Annotated in this window: 17 protein-coding genes and 2 riboswitches; of the genes, 14 read left to right on the forward strand and 3 right to left on the reverse strand. The window is 66.8% G+C overall.

All coding sequences use genetic code 11. From position 1 onward, the window contains the following. Positions 1-216: 216 nt before the first annotated feature. The 8 genes from AC5P8C_RS06825 to AC5P8C_RS06860 all read left to right on the forward strand — a co-directional run bounded on the left by AC5P8C_RS06825 (position 217) and on the right by AC5P8C_RS06860 (position 6,341). On the forward strand, positions 217-504 hold the full coding sequence (locus AC5P8C_RS06825; RefSeq protein WP_005411227.1) for a co-chaperone GroES: 288 nt from the start codon (positions 217-219) through the stop codon (positions 502-504). Between the two features lie 84 nt (positions 505-588). Next, on the forward strand, positions 589-2,238 hold the full coding sequence (groL, locus tag AC5P8C_RS06830; protein ID WP_005411226.1) for a chaperonin GroEL: 1,650 nt from the start codon (positions 589-591) through the stop codon (positions 2,236-2,238). A 198-nt stretch (positions 2,239-2,436) separates the two neighbouring features. After that, the gene (locus AC5P8C_RS06835; RefSeq protein WP_026347106.1) at positions 2,437-2,937 is read left to right on the forward strand and encodes a MarR family winged helix-turn-helix transcriptional regulator; all 501 of its coding nucleotides are present in this window, start codon (positions 2,437-2,439) and stop codon (positions 2,935-2,937) included. Beyond that, a complete protein-coding gene (locus AC5P8C_RS06840) occupies positions 2,934-3,674 on the forward strand; it encodes a DNA alkylation repair protein (protein ID WP_233653677.1) in 741 nt (246 codons plus the stop codon). Before AC5P8C_RS06835 ends, AC5P8C_RS06840 begins: the two co-directional genes overlap by 4 nt. A 47-nt stretch (positions 3,675-3,721) precedes the next feature. After that, positions 3,722-4,060 carry a DUF6616 family protein gene (locus AC5P8C_RS06845; protein WP_180877924.1) on the forward strand — a complete coding sequence of 113 codons (339 nt, stop codon included), beginning with the start codon at positions 3,722-3,724 and terminating at the stop codon, positions 4,058-4,060. Positions 4,061-4,165: 105 nt separating this feature from the next. Beyond that, positions 4,166-4,426, forward strand: a complete 261-nt coding sequence (locus tag AC5P8C_RS06850) for a hypothetical protein (RefSeq protein ID WP_058978775.1) — start codon at positions 4,166-4,168, stop codon at positions 4,424-4,426. Between the two features lie 258 nt (positions 4,427-4,684). Then, complete coding sequence (locus tag AC5P8C_RS06855; RefSeq protein WP_495218481.1) at positions 4,685-5,758, forward strand: 3-deoxy-7-phosphoheptulonate synthase; 1,074 nt, start codon at positions 4,685-4,687, stop codon at positions 5,756-5,758. A gap of 271 nt (positions 5,759-6,029) precedes the next feature. Continuing rightward, complete coding sequence (locus tag AC5P8C_RS06860) at positions 6,030-6,341, forward strand: DUF5076 domain-containing protein (RefSeq protein ID WP_019660800.1); 312 nt, start codon at positions 6,030-6,032, stop codon at positions 6,339-6,341. Positions 6,342-6,426: 85 nt separating this feature from the next. On the opposite strand, the gene AC5P8C_RS06865 is transcribed toward AC5P8C_RS06860, so the two are convergent. Beyond that, a complete protein-coding gene (locus AC5P8C_RS06865) occupies positions 6,427-7,044 on the reverse strand; it encodes a trimeric intracellular cation channel family protein (protein WP_005411215.1) in 618 nt (205 codons plus the stop codon). 84 nt (positions 7,045-7,128) lie between these two features. Further along, positions 7,129-7,232, reverse strand: a riboswitch (glycine riboswitch). A 13-nt stretch (positions 7,233-7,245) separates the two neighbouring features. Continuing rightward, positions 7,246-7,335: riboswitch (glycine riboswitch) on the reverse strand. 40 nt (positions 7,336-7,375) lie between these two features. On the opposite strand from AC5P8C_RS06865, the gene AC5P8C_RS06870 reads away from it, so the two are divergent. Then, on the forward strand, positions 7,376-7,651 hold the full coding sequence (locus tag AC5P8C_RS06870) for a GIY-YIG nuclease family protein (protein WP_019660799.1): 276 nt from the start codon (positions 7,376-7,378) through the stop codon (positions 7,649-7,651). Positions 7,652-7,832: 181 nt separating this feature from the next. After that, complete coding sequence (locus AC5P8C_RS06875) at positions 7,833-8,285, forward strand: hypothetical protein (RefSeq protein ID WP_495218482.1); 453 nt, start codon at positions 7,833-7,835, stop codon at positions 8,283-8,285. 81 nt (positions 8,286-8,366) lie between these two features. Here the strand turns inward: AC5P8C_RS06875 and AC5P8C_RS06880 are convergent, their stop codons facing one another. After that, positions 8,367-9,647, reverse strand: coding sequence for an NAD(P)/FAD-dependent oxidoreductase (locus AC5P8C_RS06880; RefSeq protein WP_233653679.1), 1,281 nt, complete (start codon positions 9,645-9,647; stop codon positions 8,367-8,369). Positions 9,648-9,770: 123 nt separating this feature from the next. On the opposite strand from AC5P8C_RS06880, the gene AC5P8C_RS06885 reads away from it, so the two are divergent. Together AC5P8C_RS06885 and AC5P8C_RS06890 are read left to right on the forward strand one after the other, a co-directional pair. Beyond that, positions 9,771-10,550, forward strand: a complete 780-nt coding sequence (locus AC5P8C_RS06885) for an NYN domain-containing protein (protein WP_010481148.1) — start codon at positions 9,771-9,773, stop codon at positions 10,548-10,550. Positions 10,551-10,662: 112 nt separating this feature from the next. Continuing rightward, positions 10,663-11,283, forward strand: a complete 621-nt coding sequence (locus tag AC5P8C_RS06890) for a glutathione S-transferase family protein (protein ID WP_019660796.1) — start codon at positions 10,663-10,665, stop codon at positions 11,281-11,283. Between the two features lie 82 nt (positions 11,284-11,365). Here AC5P8C_RS06890 and AC5P8C_RS06895 read toward each other — a convergent pair whose 3' ends face one another. Further along, entirely contained in the window at positions 11,366-13,543 is a 2,178-nt protein-coding gene (locus AC5P8C_RS06895; RefSeq protein WP_026347105.1) for a primosomal protein N', read from the reverse strand. A gap of 412 nt (positions 13,544-13,955) precedes the next feature. Here AC5P8C_RS06895 and AC5P8C_RS06900 point away from each other — a divergent pair, with 412 nt between their 5' ends. Next, positions 13,956-14,960, forward strand: a complete 1,005-nt coding sequence (locus AC5P8C_RS06900; protein WP_495218483.1) for a hypothetical protein — start codon at positions 13,956-13,958, stop codon at positions 14,958-14,960. Next, a complete protein-coding gene (locus AC5P8C_RS06905; RefSeq protein ID WP_019660793.1) occupies positions 14,953-15,528 on the forward strand; it encodes a DUF3106 domain-containing protein in 576 nt (191 codons plus the stop codon). Before AC5P8C_RS06900 ends, AC5P8C_RS06905 begins: the two co-directional genes overlap by 8 nt. The last annotated feature ends 30 nt before the right edge of the window (positions 15,529-15,558 follow it).

Here is a 15,558-nt window from a genome sequence, read left to right on the forward strand (position 1 = left end):
CTTGTCACCGAAATTGATCTGGACCGACGCCCTGGCCGAGGCGCGCGGGTGGAAAAATTTTTTTCATTCGGCCCTTGAAAGGGGGCGGCGGGGCTCCATCTCTGCCCTGCTCCCGACGTTGTCGGGTTTCTTCACGTGCGGTTCTGGCACTCGCCTGGGGCGAGTGCTAACATCGCCGGACTTTTTTAGACCAATCAATCACTTAAGAGGTCTCCTATGAGCATCAAGCCGCTGCACGACCGCGTTGTGGTCAAGCCGATCGAAGCCGACGAAATCTCCGCCGGTGGCATCGTCATCCCCGACTCGGCCAAGGAAAAGTCCACCAAGGGTGAGGTCGTGGCCGTCGGCCCGGGCAAGCCGCTGGACAACGGCAACGTGCGCGCGCCGTCGCTGAAGGTCGGCGACAAGGTCATCTACGGCCAGTACGCCGGCAGCTCGTACAAGAGCGAAGGCGTCGAATACAAGGTCCTGCGCGAAGACGACGTGCTCGCCGTCATCGGCTGAGCCCCGGCGCGACCTGTTCCATCCCCTGATTCCAACACCCAGCCGCCGGGCATGGCCCGGCGCTACCAGATGAGGTAACTGCACATGGCTGCCAAGGATATCCGTTTCGGTGAAGATGCCCGTTCGCGCATGGTGCGCGGCGTCAACGTTCTCGCCAATGCCGTCAAGGCCACCCTGGGCCCGAAGGGCCGCAACGTCGTGCTGGAAAAGAGCTTCGGCGCCCCGACCATCACCAAGGACGGCGTCTCCGTCGCCAAGGAAATCGAACTGGCTGACAAGTTCGAGAACATGGGCGCGCAGATGGTGAAGGAAGTTGCTTCGCGCACCAACGACGACGCCGGCGACGGCACCACCACCGCCACCGTGCTGGCCCAGGCCCTGATCCGCGAAGGTGCCAAGGCCGTGGCCGCCGGCATGAACCCGATGGACCTCAAGCGCGGTATCGACAAGGCCGTGTCGGCCGCCGTCGCCGAGCTGAAGAACATCTCCAAGCCGACCGCCGACGACAAGGCGATTGCCCAGGTCGGTACCATCTCGGCCAACTCGGACGAGTCGATCGGCCAGATCATCGCTGACGCGATGAAGGAAGTCGGCAAGGAAGGCGTCATCACCGTTGAAGAAGGCTCGGGCCTGGACAACGAGCTGGACGTGGTCAAGGGCATGCAGTTCGACCGCGGCTACCTGTCGCCGTACTTCATCAACAACCAGCAGTCGCAGACCGCTGACCTGGATGACCCGTTCATCCTGCTGCACGACAAGAAGATCTCCAACGTCCGTGACCTGCTGCCGGTGCTGGAAGGCGTCGCCAAGGCCGGCAAGCCGCTGCTGATCGTGGCCGAGGAAGTCGAAGGCGAAGCGCTGGCGACCCTGGTGGTCAACACCATCCGTGGCATCGTCAAGGTCGTGGCCGTCAAGGCCCCGGGCTTCGGCGACCGTCGCAAGGCGATGCTGGAAGACATGGCCGTGCTGACCGGCGGCACCGTGATCTCCGAAGAAGTCGGCCTGTCGCTGGAAAAGGCCACCATCAAGGACCTGGGCCGCGCCAAGAAGGTGCAGGTCTCCAAGGAGAACACCACCATCATCGACGGCGTCGGCGACAAGGCCAACGTTGATGCACGCGTGGCGCAGATCAAGACCCAGATCCAGGACACCTCCTCCGATTACGACCGCGAGAAGCTGCAGGAACGCGTGGCCAAGCTGGCCGGCGGTGTTGCCGTGATCAAGGTCGGCGCCTCGACCGAAATCGAGATGAAGGAAAAGAAGGACCGCGTCGACGACGCCCTGCACGCCACCCGTGCAGCCGTTGAAGAAGGCGTGGTCCCGGGCGGCGGTGTTGCCCTGGTCCGCGCGATCACCGCGCTGGCCGGTCTGAAGGGCGCCAACGAAGACCAGAACCACGGCATCCAGATTGCCCTGCGTGCGATGGAAGCCCCGCTGCGCGAGATCGTTGCCAACGCCGGTGACGAGCCGTCGGTCATCATCAACAAGGTCAAGGAAGGCACCGGCAGCTTCGGCTACAACGCGGCCACCGGCGAGTTCGGCGACATGCTGCAGTTCGGCATCCTGGACCCGACCAAGGTGACCCGTTCGGCGCTGCAGAACGCCGCCTCGATCGCTGGCCTGATGATCACCACCGAAGCCATGGTGGCCGAAGCTCCGAAGAAGGACGAGCCGGCCATGGGCGGCGCCGGTGGCATGGGCGGCATGGGTGGCATGGGCGGCATGGACTTCTAAGTCCTCGCCCTGGCATTGGGATGCCGGCCCTGGGTCGGCATACCTTCCCGTTGTAGAGAAGAACCCTGCCGCAAGGCGGGGTTTTTCTTTTTGGGCGATGCGCGGGCTTGGCCGGACCCGGCCCCGCATGCTCCGCACAGCGTGGTTCCATGGGCGAAAATCGATTATGATTAGGCGCCTAATCACATGGTGGCCGGCATGCTGGAAGCAAAACACACCGCTCTGCTCAAGGAAGCTGCGCGCCGCGGCGAGGTAAACCTGGCCCAGCTGCGCCTGTGCTTCCAACTGCTGTCACTGTCTGCCGCCATCGACCACGACTGTGCCGCACGGCTGGCACCGCATGGCCTCAGCGAAGGCCGCTTCATCGTGTTGTTCCTGCTGCACGGGGCCGGTGGCTCGCTGCCGCCGCATGAGCTGGCCGAGCGTGCCGGCGTGACCCGCGCCACCATCAGTGGCCTGCTCGACGGCCTGCAGCGCGAAGGCCTGCTGCAGCGCCACGGCGATGCCGAAGATGGCCGCCGCCTGCGGATCGTGTTGACCGCACAGGGGACACGCCTCGCCGAGGCGCTGTTCGAGCAGCACACGCAGTGGATCGGGGGCCTGTTCAACGGGTTGGAGGCCGACGAACAGCAGCAGCTTTCACGGTTGCTGCACAAGGTCTGGCAGCACACCGATGCCGGGCGGGAATCCGCTGCATGAGCGCGCCCATTGCGGCCGAACGCCTGCGTGCGCTCAGCACCGGTCGCGTCGCCGCCACCCACCTGGCCGAGTGCCTGGCGGTGGATTTCGCCGAACTGCTGCACGTCGTGGCACCTGTGCTCGAACCGGACGCACTGCAACGCATGCGCGACGCCGCAGGCAAGGGCATCACCCAGCGCATGGCATTGGCCGCCCGCCTGCTGCGCGACAGCGGACAGGGCGATCCCGCGCAGTGGCGGGGCCACGCCTCCGATACGGTGCGTGGCTGGGCCTGCTACCTGATCGGCAGTGACGCCGGCACGCCCCTGGCAGGGAAGCTGCAGGCGATACGAACGCTGGCCGATGACCCGCACTTCGGCGTGCGCGAATGGGCCTGGCTGGCACTGCGCGCGGACATCGTTGCTGCACCGCTGCAGGCGCTTGGGTACCTGCAACCGTGGACGCAGGAAGTATCGCCGTACCTGCGCCGTTTCGCCTGCGAGGCGCTGCGTCCCCGGGGCGTCTGGGCTACGCATATCGCGCTGTTCAAGCAGCAGCCCCAACACGCAATGCCGTTGCTGGACGCGCTGGCCGACGACCCCGAGCGCTATGTGCAGGACTCCGTCGGCAATTGGCTCAACGATGCCGGCAAGACGCAGCCGCAATGGCTGCGTGGGCTGTGCGCACGTTGGCAACGCGAGCACCACAGCGATGCCAACGCCTACATCCGCAAACGCGCCATGCGATCACTGCGGTAATGGCGGCCGCTGGCCGGCAATCCCATGAACCTCAAGGAAGAACCGCAATGCCCCACACCTTCATCGAGCTCTACACCGCCACCCCCGCCTGGACGGCGCTCTCGCCCGGACAACGCACCGCCTTCTTCGCCCGCATCGGCGAGGGCATGCAGCGTTTCGACCCGGAAAGCATCAGGCCGCTGGCCATGGGCCGCATTGCTACCGACGTGCCGCATGGCAGCGGCGAGCAGTTCTATGCGGTCTGGCACTGCGCCAGCCGCGAAGCGGCCGACACGCTGGTGGCCGGGATCGCCGCCACCGGCTGGCATGATTACTTCACCACCACCCATGCCATCGGTGAGGTGAACAGCATGGGCCAGCATCTGGCCGACCTGGCCGCGCTCTAGTGGTACGGCGGCGGCCTGCGATCCCCGGCATGGGCGGCACATGCGCCTGTCACCGATACACGGTAAACAGTGCGTTGCCCATGTCCATCCGCAGGGACGTTGATCATGCAGAGCAAGCTCGAGGTCACGCTGTTCGGTCCGCTTGGCGAGTGCCCGGCATTGCAGTTGCCGGGGCAGGAGAACCCGTCGGTGGCCATCCCGGAATCGGCCCTGCGTCGATTGGTCTCCGACCTCTACACCGCACGCTCCCTGCTCAACCCCGAGCAGCTGGACGAGGCCCGGCAGGAGCTGGATCGGGTGCTGGAGCGCTGGGCCGATATCCACGAAGGCCTGCTGCTGGACGTTGAAGTGCATGGCAGCCGATAGCCCGCCGCTGCGCTCGGGCAGCGTCCCAGTTGCGGATGAAACATTTTGCACTGCGAAAAAGCTGTGCTATCAATAGATCCCATGAACGCAGCCGCTACCCGTTTTTACTGGTATTACTTTCCGAAGCCACTGGCGGAGGAAGGACTGCGCTCACCCTGAAGAAAGCTTCAGACGCATTCCCGAAAGCCGCCAGCGAACCTGGCGGCTTTTTTCATGCCGCCACGCTGGGGACCCCCAACGTTCCGGAGATCTCCCGCAATGCCCCCGCACACCGACGACCTGCGTATCCGCACCATCGAACCGCTGACACCGCCTGCCCAGCTGCTGGCGATGCTGCCCTGCGATGACGAAGCCTCCGACACCGTCAGCGCCTCGCGCGCGGCCCTGCACCAGATCCTGCACGGCCGCGACGACCGTCTGGCGGTGGTGGTTGGCCCGTGCTCGATCCACGACCCGAAAGCCGCCATCGAGTACGCGCATCGCCTGAAGCCGTTGCGCGATGCGCTGGCCGGCGAGCTGGAAATCGTCATGCGCGTGTACTTCGAGAAGCCGCGCACCACGGTGGGCTGGAAGGGCCTGATCAACGATCCGGACCTGGACGGCAGCTTCAGGATCGACAAGGGCCTGCGCATCGCACGCGGCCTGCTGCGCGACATCAACAAGCTGGGCCTGCCGGCCGGTGTCGAGTTCCTTGACGTGATCTCGCCGCAGTACATCGCCGACCTGGTGGCATGGGGCGCGATCGGCGCACGCACCACTGAAAGCCAGGTGCATCGCGAGTTGGCCTCGGGGTTGTCGTGCCCGGTCGGCTTCAAGAATGGCACCGATGGCAACGTGAAGATCGCCGCTGACGCGGTGGGTGCTGCGTCCAATCCGCATCACTTCCTGTCGGTCACCAAGCAGGGCGGCACCGCCATCGTGTCGACCACCGGCAACCCCGACTGCCATGTGATCCTGCGCGGCGGCAAGCAGCCGAACTACGACGCAGGCAGTGTTGCCGAGGCCTGCCAGGTGCTGGCCAAGGCCAAGCTGCCAGCGCGCCTGATGATCGACGCCAGCCATGCCAACAGCCTGAAGAATCCGGAGAACCAGCCGAAGGTGATCGACGACATCGCCGTTCAGCTGGAAGACGGCGAACAGCGCATCGTGGGTGTGATGATCGAGAGCCATCTGGTCGGTGGCCGCCAGGAACTGGTGGAAGGCCAGCCGCTGGTCTACGGCCAGAGCATCACCGATGGCTGCATCGACTGGGATACCACGGTGACGGTGCTGGAGCGACTGGCTGCGGCCGTGCGTGCCCGTCGCGACGTAAAGGTGTCCGAAGCCGCTTGAGTGCGGCACGTGTGTGGATGGCGGCCAGCGCCTGCGGGGGTGCGGCCGCGATCAGGGCCGGTCGGAGTTGGAGACCGGCCCATCTGCACCGGCGATGCGCCTGGCGCTGCGCATGAGCGACAGCGCCAGGTACATCGCCGGGGTGGTGAGAACGATGGATGGGGCCTTCATGTAGCGTCGAGCCCGCGAAGCGCGGGGCTTTGTAGAAGATCCGCTCCACGTACGCTCCAGGTCACGTCACAATGCCACTTCCTGTTTGGTGGCCGCAGCCATGAAAGAACTGATCATTCCAGAAGCCGCACAGCGCGATGAGGATTCCATCGAGATGATCCGCGTGTGGATTGCCGAACGGGGATTGCATGCTTCGCTGAACGTTGGCCTGTATGGCGATCGTCCTGGCATTCGAGAGGAGCATGCGTGGGGACGCATCCTGGCAGACGTCGCCCAGCATGTCGCAGATGCTCTGGTCGTGAGTGGCGGGATGGAGCGCGGCGCGGCGATCAACGCGATCAAGGATGCATTCGATGAAGAGCTGCGGGCGCCGTCCAGTGGGCGCTCGGGGGGATTCGTGGTCCGCCACTGAGGGACCAGATGGGCGCCGCGGCGCTGGAGACAGCGTCCCAACGCAACACGGCAACAAGCGCTGGGCGACGTGGAGAACGCGAACTTCAATGCACTTCGTCGTGGTACACGAATTTCGGCATTTCCCAGCGGTAGTGGATCGCCAGCAGGCGCAGCGCGAAGCCGCCGCCGAGGCAGCACAGGATCGCGGTGGCGTCGGCCACGCCCCAGTGCAGCAGCAACAGGTAGGCCGCGCCGGTCAGCAGCGCGATGATCGCGTACAGCTCCTTCTGGAAGATGAGTGGTACCTCGTTGCAGAGGATGTCGCGCAGCACGCCGCCGAACGCGCCGGTCAGCATGCCGGCGATCAGCACGATCGGCATCGCATGGCCGGCTTCGCGCGCGATCGAGCAGCCGATCAGGGTGAAGGCGATCAGGCCCAGGCCGTCGAGTACCAGGAAGGTGCGGCGGAAGTGGTGCATCCAACGTGCCACCCAGGTGGCGATCAGCGCCGCGCATACGGTGAAGCCCAGGTACTCGGGATGCTTCACCCAGCCCAGCGGATAGTGGCCGAGCAGGATGTCGCGCAGTGATCCGCCGCCGAGGGCGGTGACGCAGGCGATCATGACCACGCCGAACAGGTCCATGCGGCGGCGGCCTGCGGACAGTGCGCCAGTCATGGCCTCGGCGGAAATGGCAATCAGGTAGATGATGGACAGCAGCATGGGACAGGCTCCGGGCGCGGTGGGGCCGGCCATGCGCGACTACCGCCACTGCCTGCGCAATGACGGGATGACGATGACCGGTGCCGCTCCCGCTGTCCTTTTGCCTGAGAGTTCAGCGGCGTAGGCCGCGTGCCCCTTCGGCGGATCGTCCCGGGCGTGCCCGGTGACCTCTCTCCAGCTCGGCGAGTCGAATGCATGGTTGGTGGGATTCCAGCCCACCGGCCTGAGCGATCATGGGAGCCTGCGCCTTCGGCGGGCGCCAGCGCGGCGCCTCTCTCCTGCATTCGGGCGCCAGTATATCCGCTGCAGTGCAGCACGGCATAATCCGGGCATGGCCCCGTCCCTCCGCCCCTGGTTCCTGTATCTGCTCGAATGCCGCGACGGGAGCTACTACGCGGGCATCAGCACAGATGTGGATGCGCGTTTCGCCGCCCACCAGGCCGGCAAGGGCGCGCGCTACACCCGGGCCCGCCCGCCGCTGCGCGTGCTGGCCGTGCGCCAGTACCCGGACCGGGCCGCCGCGTCACGGGCCGAATGGCAGCTCAAGCAGCAGCCGCGCGAACGCAAGCTGGCCTGGCTGCAGGCCCCGGATCCTGCGCTTCTGTAGAGCCGAGCCCACGCTCGGCTCCGGGTTCTGTAGATTCACGCCATGCGTGGATGGGCTGCCGGGCCATGCGATGATCGCTCCGCGCCAAGCGCTGGAGACCCGGATGTCCACCTTTGCTTTTCAGCACGACCGTCGGTCATTGTCGTCGCTGTGGTACCCGAAACCGAAGGCGCCGTGAACGATGCGCGCCGCCGGCAAAGCATGGATCTCCGTCGTCGTGCTGGTCGCCGGCATCGCGCTGTTGCCTGGCCTGCTGTACCTGCTCGGGCTGGCATTGGCAGGCGGTCGGCCGAAGCCGGCCGACCGTGTGCCCAGTGGTGTGGCTGCGTGCAGCAGTGAGCCACGGGAGGGATACCACGCGATGAACCCCTGGCGCTTCACCGCCCAGTTCTTCGACAAGGACGTGATGAAGAAGGTGCCTGAAGTTGAGCGTGAGGCCTTCTGGATTGCCCGGCGCCACCTGTGGCGGCAACCGCAGCGCGGCATGCTGCGCTGGCATCTCAGTAGTACCGCATTGACGATCTGGATCACCCGGCATTGGAGTACCGCGCAGATTGCCGACACCGCGAGGAAGGAGGACTTCTGCCGGACCGGGGCGAAACGGTGGGTGTCCGGTGCCCCGATGAACCGGTAGATCCGACGCCATGCGTGGAGGGTGTTGACGGGGTCAGAGTCCTTTCCTGCGGAAAGGGATCCGACCCCGCTGCGTGCAGCCCTACCGCTTCGGCCGCCGGTCGTCGCGGTCATCACCGAAGATGATGCGCGCGCTGCGCTGGTAGCTCCAGTACGCCACGGCCCAGTTCAGCAGCACCACGATGCGGTTGCGGAAGCCGATCAGGAAGAACACGTGCGCGGCCAGCCAGAACCACCACGCCAGCACGCCCGACAGCTGCAGTCGGCCCAGGTGCACGATCGCGGCCATGCGGCCGATGGTGGCCAGGTTGCCGTAGTCCGCGTACTTGAACGGGCCGGGTTCGGGCTTGCCGTGCAGGCGCGCGCGGATCACCTCGGCCACGTACTTGCCCATCTGCTTGGCGGCAGGGGCAACGCCGGGCACCGGCTTGCCATTGGCCTGGTTCAGCGCGGCCAGATCGCCAGCCACGAACAGTTCCGGGTGGCCAGACAGGGTGAGGTCGGGTTGCACCTGCACGCGCCCGGCGCGGTCCAGCGGCACCTCCAGCGTGCGCGCCAGCGGTGAAGCGGCCACACCGGCGGCCCACACCACCGTGCGTGCCGGCACGAACTGGTCACCGAGCGTGAAGCCCTGGCTGTCGATGTCGCTCACCGGGGTGCCGGTCAGCACTTCCACGCCCAGCTTTTCCAGCTGCCGGCGCGCCTTCAGCGAAAGCACTTCCGGGAACGAGGACAGCACGCGCGGCCCGGCCTCGATCAGCCGCACTTTCGCACTGGCCGGATCAATGTGGCGGAACTCGTTGCGCAGCGTGTGGCGCGCGATCTCGGCCAGCGTGCCGGCCAGTTCGACGCCGGTGGGACCACCACCGACGACGGCGAAACTCAGCCACGCCGCCTTCTTTGCCGGGTCCGGTTCGGCCTCGGCACGCTCGAACGCCAGCAGCAGCTTGCGGCGCAGCGCGATGGCATCGTCCAGCGTCTTCAGGCCGGGCGCATCATCGGCCCATTGGTCGTTGCCGAAGTAGGCGTGGGTGGCACCGGTGGCCAGCAGCAGGCTGTCGTAGTCCAGCGTGCTGCCATCGGCCATGCGGATCTGCCGCGCCTGCTTGTCGATGGCCACCACTTCGCCGAGGCGGACTTCCACATTGCGCTGGTGGCCGAGGATGTGGCGCAGCGGTGCGGCGATATCCGGTGCGGACAGGCCGGCGGTGGCCACCTGGTACAGCAGCGGCTGGAACAGGTGATGGTTGCGGCGGTCGACCAGGGTGATGCGTATGCGCTCGCGGGCCAGGGCACGGGTGGCCCAGAGACCGGCAAAACCGCCGCCGACAACGACCAGGTGGGGAACGCGCTCGCGACTCATCGACTCACTCCAGTGGGGGCATCGGGGGAAGCGCCTGGCATCTTCGCACGGCGGCCACCTGTCACGTCAGCGCCTGCCCGGATCGGCGATACTCGGGTTCAGGCAACCGCCCGTGAGGAGCCCATGAGCGAACCGGAAAAGCGCATCGCCCTGTTGATCGACGCCGACAATGCGCCGGCCTCGAAGATCGACGAGGTCCTGGCCGAAGTCGCCCGCTACGGCGTGGCCAACGTGCGCCGTGCCTACGGCAACTGGAAGAGCCCGCGGTTGAAGGGCTGGGAAGCGGTGCTGCACGAATATGCGATCCGCCCGATCCAGCAGTTTGCCTACAGCAAGGGCAAGAATGCCTCGGACATGGCGATGGTGATCGATGCCATGGACCTGCTGTACGCACGCAACCTTGATGGCTTCGCCATCGTCTCCAGCGATGCCGATTTCACTCCGATGGTGATGCGCCTGCTGACCGATGGCGTGAAGGTGTACGGCTTCGGCGAGAAGAAAACGCCCGAGCCGTTCGTCAACGCGTGCTCGAAATTCACCTACCTGGAAGCACTGGGCCAGACCCATGCCAGCGTGCCGGATACCGAACAGGCGTCCAGCGAACAGGCATCGAACGAGCCTGTGGCCAACGACGATGCCCGGCCACGCAAGAGCGGTGCGGAAATGCGCAGCGATACCCGGCTGGTGAAGATGCTGCGCCGCGCGGTGTCCTCGGCCGAGGGCGAGGACGGCTGGTCGCATCTGGGGCCGGTTGGCAGCCAGATCGGCAACCAGGCGTCGTTCGATCCGCGCAACTACGGTTACGGCAAGCTCAGTGATCTGCTGGCAGCGATCGGGCTGTTCGAGCTGAAGAAGGACGGCAAGTCATCCTACGTGCGCGCGCTGCCGAAGAAGAACCGGTAGTGCCGGCCGCTGGCCGGCAACGCTGGATGCAAGATCCCGCATCCGGCACGCACACACCCCACCCGATCAGGCGTATCGTTGCCGCTCGCATTGCCAGCAAGGAAAAACCCGCATGTTGAAGATCTGGGGCCGCCGCAATTCCAGTAACGTCCGCAAGGTGCTGTGGTGCGCCGAGGAGATCGGCCTGCCGTATGAATCCATCGAAGTCGGTGGCAGCCACGGCGGCACGCAGACGCCGGAGTACCAGGCGATGAATCCCAATAGCCTGGTGCCGGTGATCGAAGACCATGGCCTGCCGCTGTGGGAATCGAACGCCATCGTGCGCTATCTGAGCGCACGCTACGCATTGGGCACGCTGTACGCCGAAGACCCGATGGAGCGTGCCCAGGCCGAGAAGTGGATGGACTGGAGCACCTCGCGGATGGCGCCGCTGTACAGCGACCTGATCTGGGGCATCATGCGCACCGCCCCGGCCGACCGGGACGAATCGCGGATCAATGCCGCGATCGTGCGCGCCGGCGATTACCTGGCGATGGCCGATGCCACGCTGGCCAAACAGCCGTGGCTGTCGGGCGACAAGTTCGCGATGGGTGACATTCCGCTGGGCTCGCTGATCTACGCCTGGTACGAGCTGCCGATCCAGCGGCCGGAACTGCCGCACCTGGCCGAGTGGTACGCCCGCCTGCGAGAGCGGCCGGCCTACCAGCGCGGCGTGATGTCGCCGCTGACGTAAGCACTGCCCGGTGCTGAAACGCAGCCGAGCATGGCTCGGCTCTACGGTAGTGCCGAGCCATGCTCGGCAGTGCTCTACGGGATCAATACAGGTCCGTTGGATCCACATCCAGCGACCAGCGCACCTTGCGTGCTTCCGGCAGCGCGTACAGCTGTGGCACCAGCTGCGAAAGCACGCCATGCAGTGGCGGCCGCTGCATGGCAGACAGCAGCAGCTGCGTACGCTGGTAGCCAGCGCGGCGTGGCATCGGTGCTGGCATCGGCCCGTAGGCCTCGACCACGTCCTGCTCGCCCAGCAACTGTCGTGCGGCCAGCAGGAACGCATTGGCATGCTCCACGTGCTGCGCTTCGGCGCGCATCAGCGCCAGGTGCGCGAATGGCGGGAATCCTGCGGCTTCCCGCTGGTTCAACTCCGCCTGTGCGAACGGGTGGTAACCACCGCTGACCAGGGTTTCCAGCAACGGATGCCCGGGGTGATGGGTCTGCAGCCAGACCTCGCCGGGGTCACGTGCGCGCCCGGCGCGACCGGCCACCTGGATCAGCTGTTGCGCGAGTTTCTCGCTGGCGCGGAAGTCAGCGGAGAACAGGCCTTCGTCGATGCCCACCACCACCACCAGGGTCAGCTTCGGCAGGTCGTGGCCCTTGGCCAGTATCTGCGTGCCGACCAGGATGCCGGGCTGGTCGCCCAGTCTCGCCAGCTGCTGTTCCAGTGCATCGCGACGTGACGTGGTGCCGCGGTCGATGCGCACCACAGGGACGTCGGCGAAGGCCGCGGTGAGATGCTCTTCCAGGCGTTCGGTGCCGATGCCCTGCGGTTGCAGCGCCAGGCTGCCGCAGGCCGGGCATGCCAGCGGTGCCGGTTGTCGCGCGCCGCAGTGATGGCACTGCAGGCGGCGGCCGCCGCCATGCACGGTCATCGGTGCATCGCAGCGGTTGCACGGTGCGGTCCAGCCGCAGTCGTGGCACAGCAGTACCGGCGCGTAGCCACGCCGGTTCTTGAACACCAGCACCTGCTGGCCGCGCTGCAGGTGCTCGTCGATGCCGGCCAGCACATCAGCCGAGAGGCCATCGTGCAGCGGCCGCTTGCGCACATCGAGGATGCGCACACGCGGTGGCCGCGCATCACCGGCACGCTGCTTCAGGCGCAGGTGGGTGTAGCGCCCGGCGTAGGCGTTATGCAGCGTTTCCAGCGAAGGCGTGGCACTGCCGAGCAGCACCGGAATGCCGAGCGCCTTGGCCCGGACCAGAGCGAAATCGCGCGCGTGATAGCGGATGCCGTCCTGCTGCTTGTAGCTGCCGTCGTGTTCCTCGTCGATGATCAGCAGCCCGGCCTGCGGCAATGGCGTGAACACCGCCGAGCGGGTGCCGACGATGACCCGTGCCTCGCCGCGCGAAGCCGCAGCCCAGACGCGCGCGCGCTCGTTGTCGTTCAACCCCGAATGCAATGCGTGCACGGCGATGCCAAGGCGGCCGCGGAAGCGTGCCAGGGTCTGCGGGGTCAGACCGATTTCCGGCACCAGCACCAGCGCCTGCCTGCCCTGCGCCAGGCAGTGGATGATGGCCTGCAGGTACACCTCGGTCTTGCCGCTGCCGGTCACGCCATCCAGCAGGAAGGGCTGGAAGCCTTCGGCGGCGTTGATGGCGGCCACCGCTTCGGCCTGGTCCGGGTTGAGGGTGGGGCCGGGCAGCGGCTGCGCATGCTGCGGTGCCACCGTCATCGCCACGCGCTCTGCCAGCGCACGCTTGGCCAGGCTGCGCGCGGCGGTGCGCCAGTCCTCCATGCGTTCGCCCAGTACATCCTCATCCACCACGGCCCCGGCCAGCAGTTCGGCCAACTGCCGCGGGCGGCTGCCGGCGCGCAGCTTCCCGCGCTGGGCATGGCCTTCGGGGGTCAACTGCCAGCCCCAGTGGTGGGTGTCGGGCAGGGCTTCGCCATGACGCAGCGGTCCTGGCAGGGCGGTGCTCAGTACCTCGCCCAGCGGTGCGTGGGTGTAACGCGCCAGCCATTGCAGGCTCTGCCACAGCTCCCCCTGCAGCAGCGGCTGCGGGTCGCACCAGGCCAACGCCTGGCGCAGTCCCTGGCCGTCGTCGGTCTGGCCGTGCCCCACCACCACCCCGACCAGCTCGCGGTTGCCGAACGGCACCTTCAGGCGGCAGCCGACCGCAACCGTGGGGCCATCGCCCTCCGGCGACAGGTAGTCGAACAGACGGGGCAGGGGGACGGGCAGGGCGACCTGCAGGGTCGGAATCGGTGAAAGCATCGGGCCAGTGTACCGGGCCATGCGCGCGCGAATGGCGGGGTGGGAGACGGCGGAGCGGCGCCCGTTGAATCATAAATGTCACCTAAATATCGGTGTCCATTGGAGATTCAGGCTTATCCACATGTTCTGTGGATAACGTTGTGCGTTACCGGTCGACGGGAACGCAGGAGGCCGATGGCGACGAGCTCACGCTTGGGTTGGTCAAAAAATAGCCACACTTAAAAACTATTCAAAATCAACAGTTTAAGTGTGAAACATTGCTGAAACAGAGTGAATTCAGCTGCTTGCCGCAGTTTCCCGCGCCGGGAGCGTGGTGCTGTGCACAACCTGCAGCACGAAGTATCCGTGGGCGCAAGTCCTACGGGCGTCGATTGCCTGCCGCTATCATTCCCCCAGACCTTTGGAGTGACCGATGACGGCTGTGCCCGCCCCTGTTTCCTCGACCGCGGCCGGCGCGCTGTCGGCGTTCCTGCGTGGCGTCGAGCGCCGCGCCCTGGTGGTGGCTGAGCTGCAGTGCGGCGATGCCGCGCGCGCCGAACAGACCCTGGTGGCAGTGATGCGCGCGTTCGCGGCCGTTGCCAGCGACCTGCCGATGGCGCAGTGGCCGACCCGCTTCTGGACCCTGCTGGGCCAGCGCCAGGCCCTGCGCGAGCCGGTGGGTGGCCAATGGGCGCCACCGTTGGCCGCGCTGGCTGCGATGTCGCCGCTGCCGCGCCTGGCGCTGCTGCTGCGGGTAGGCGGCAGCCTGGACGAGAGCATCGCCACGCGCGTGCTCGACCAGGACGAGGCCGGCTACCAGCACCTGCTGGCCGATGCCTGCCCGCGCGATGCCCAGGGCCAGCCCGATGCCGCGGCCTGGCGCCAGTTGGCCGAACAGGTACAGGCGCGTATCCGTGAACTGCCGGCCACGCGCCTGCAGCAGCTTCAGCAGCCGGCGGCACCCGCCGCCCACAATGAAGCGCCGACCTCCAGCTGGCGAGCACCGCAGCGGGACGAGCGCGCGGCCGCCCATGGCAAGCGCCGTCGTACGGGCGCCAAGCCGCGCTGGCGTGGTCCGCTGATCCTGCTGGTAACCGTGGCGGTGCTGCTGGCCGCTGCGCTGGGTTGGCGCTACCTGCAGGGACGTTCCTTCGGCAACGATGCGCCGCTGCCGGAAGGCGTCGTGGGCGAGGCCGGTCCGGTGACGGTGGAAGCCCTGCCACCGAGCAAGGTCGACGCCACGCCGGATGCAACGCATGCCCAAGCCAATGACGACGCAGCGATGCTGGCCGATCGCGACTACCCGCTGGTTGCCCATGCTGACCTGTACGCATGGACCGCCGCGGGCGGTCCGCTGCCGGTGGACGAATCGCAAGCCAAGCCGAGCCGACCGGAGCCGGCCAGTGCCACGCTGGAAACCGCCGCCGCCGATGAATAAGTCCGTGTTCGCCAGCCTGTTGCTGGCCTTGCCGCTGTCCCTGTCTGCGGCGCCGCAATCGTTGAACGTGCCATTGCCGCCGCCATCGCCGGCCACCCCGGCCGTGCCGCCGGCTTCGACCGCGGCACCGGCTGGCTTTGCCCAGCTCGATCCGCAGCAGCAGCGCCAGCGCCGTGCCGACTACGCCGCCTGGCGCGCGTTGCCGGAAGGAGAGCGCGAGCGCATCCGCCAGGCCGCTGCGCGATTCAATGCGCTGCCCGCGGACCAGCAGCAGCGTCTGCGACAGCAGTTCGGCGATCAGGACCAGGCGTTCCGCGACGGGTGGCGGCTGGGCCCGCAACTGGGCCTGGAATTCCCAAAGCTGCATGGCTTGTTCGGCTTCGTGCCTCCGGAGCAGCGCGAGACCGCGCTGGCCGTGCTGCGTCAGCTCAGCCCGGCGCAGCTGGCCCAGCTGGCCCTGGTCGCGCAGCGTACGCCGCCGCAGGAGCGCGACGCCGTGCGCAGCGCCTTCCTTGCGGTGCCGGCCGCCGAACGCGACAGCTGGCTCAAGCGCCAAGCGGGCCAGTAAAAAAGGGGACGGAGGGGATTAAGTCGCATT

This window comes from Stenotrophomonas sp. YJH_SMC_46 (genome assembly GCF_059370315.1).

What these genes read in the sequence shown, in the direction of transcription:
- AC5P8C_RS06825 (WP_005411227.1), top strand. Translation starts at nt 217, where the DNA reads ATGAGCATCAAGCCGCTGCACGACCGCGTTGTGGTCAAGCCGATCGAA.
- groL (WP_005411226.1), top strand. Translation starts at nt 589, where the DNA reads ATGGCTGCCAAGGATATCCGTTTCGGTGAAGATGCCCGTTCGCGCATG.
- AC5P8C_RS06835 (WP_026347106.1), top strand. Translation starts at nt 2,437, where the DNA reads ATGCTGGAAGCAAAACACACCGCTCTGCTCAAGGAAGCTGCGCGCCGC.
- AC5P8C_RS06840 (WP_233653677.1), top strand. Translation starts at nt 2,934, where the DNA reads ATGAGCGCGCCCATTGCGGCCGAACGCCTGCGTGCGCTCAGCACCGGT.
- AC5P8C_RS06845 (WP_180877924.1), top strand. Translation starts at nt 3,722, where the DNA reads ATGCCCCACACCTTCATCGAGCTCTACACCGCCACCCCCGCCTGGACG.
- AC5P8C_RS06850 (WP_058978775.1), top strand. Translation starts at nt 4,166, where the DNA reads ATGCAGAGCAAGCTCGAGGTCACGCTGTTCGGTCCGCTTGGCGAGTGC.
- AC5P8C_RS06855 (WP_495218481.1), top strand. Translation starts at nt 4,685, where the DNA reads ATGCCCCCGCACACCGACGACCTGCGTATCCGCACCATCGAACCGCTG.
- AC5P8C_RS06860 (WP_019660800.1), top strand. Translation starts at nt 6,030, where the DNA reads ATGAAAGAACTGATCATTCCAGAAGCCGCACAGCGCGATGAGGATTCC.
- AC5P8C_RS06865 (WP_005411215.1), bottom strand. Translation starts at nt 7,044, where the DNA reads ATGCTGCTGTCCATCATCTACCTGATTGCCATTTCCGCCGAGGCCATG.
- AC5P8C_RS06870 (WP_019660799.1), top strand. Translation starts at nt 7,376, where the DNA reads ATGGCCCCGTCCCTCCGCCCCTGGTTCCTGTATCTGCTCGAATGCCGC.
- AC5P8C_RS06875 (WP_495218482.1), top strand. Translation starts at nt 7,833, where the DNA reads ATGCGCGCCGCCGGCAAAGCATGGATCTCCGTCGTCGTGCTGGTCGCC.
- AC5P8C_RS06880 (WP_233653679.1), bottom strand. Translation starts at nt 9,647, where the DNA reads ATGAGTCGCGAGCGCGTTCCCCACCTGGTCGTTGTCGGCGGCGGTTTT.
- AC5P8C_RS06885 (WP_010481148.1), top strand. Translation starts at nt 9,771, where the DNA reads ATGAGCGAACCGGAAAAGCGCATCGCCCTGTTGATCGACGCCGACAAT.
- AC5P8C_RS06890 (WP_019660796.1), top strand. Translation starts at nt 10,663, where the DNA reads ATGTTGAAGATCTGGGGCCGCCGCAATTCCAGTAACGTCCGCAAGGTG.
- AC5P8C_RS06895 (WP_026347105.1), bottom strand. Translation starts at nt 13,543, where the DNA reads ATGCTTTCACCGATTCCGACCCTGCAGGTCGCCCTGCCCGTCCCCCTG.
- AC5P8C_RS06900 (WP_495218483.1), top strand. Translation starts at nt 13,956, where the DNA reads ATGACGGCTGTGCCCGCCCCTGTTTCCTCGACCGCGGCCGGCGCGCTG.
- AC5P8C_RS06905 (WP_019660793.1), top strand. Translation starts at nt 14,953, where the DNA reads ATGAATAAGTCCGTGTTCGCCAGCCTGTTGCTGGCCTTGCCGCTGTCC.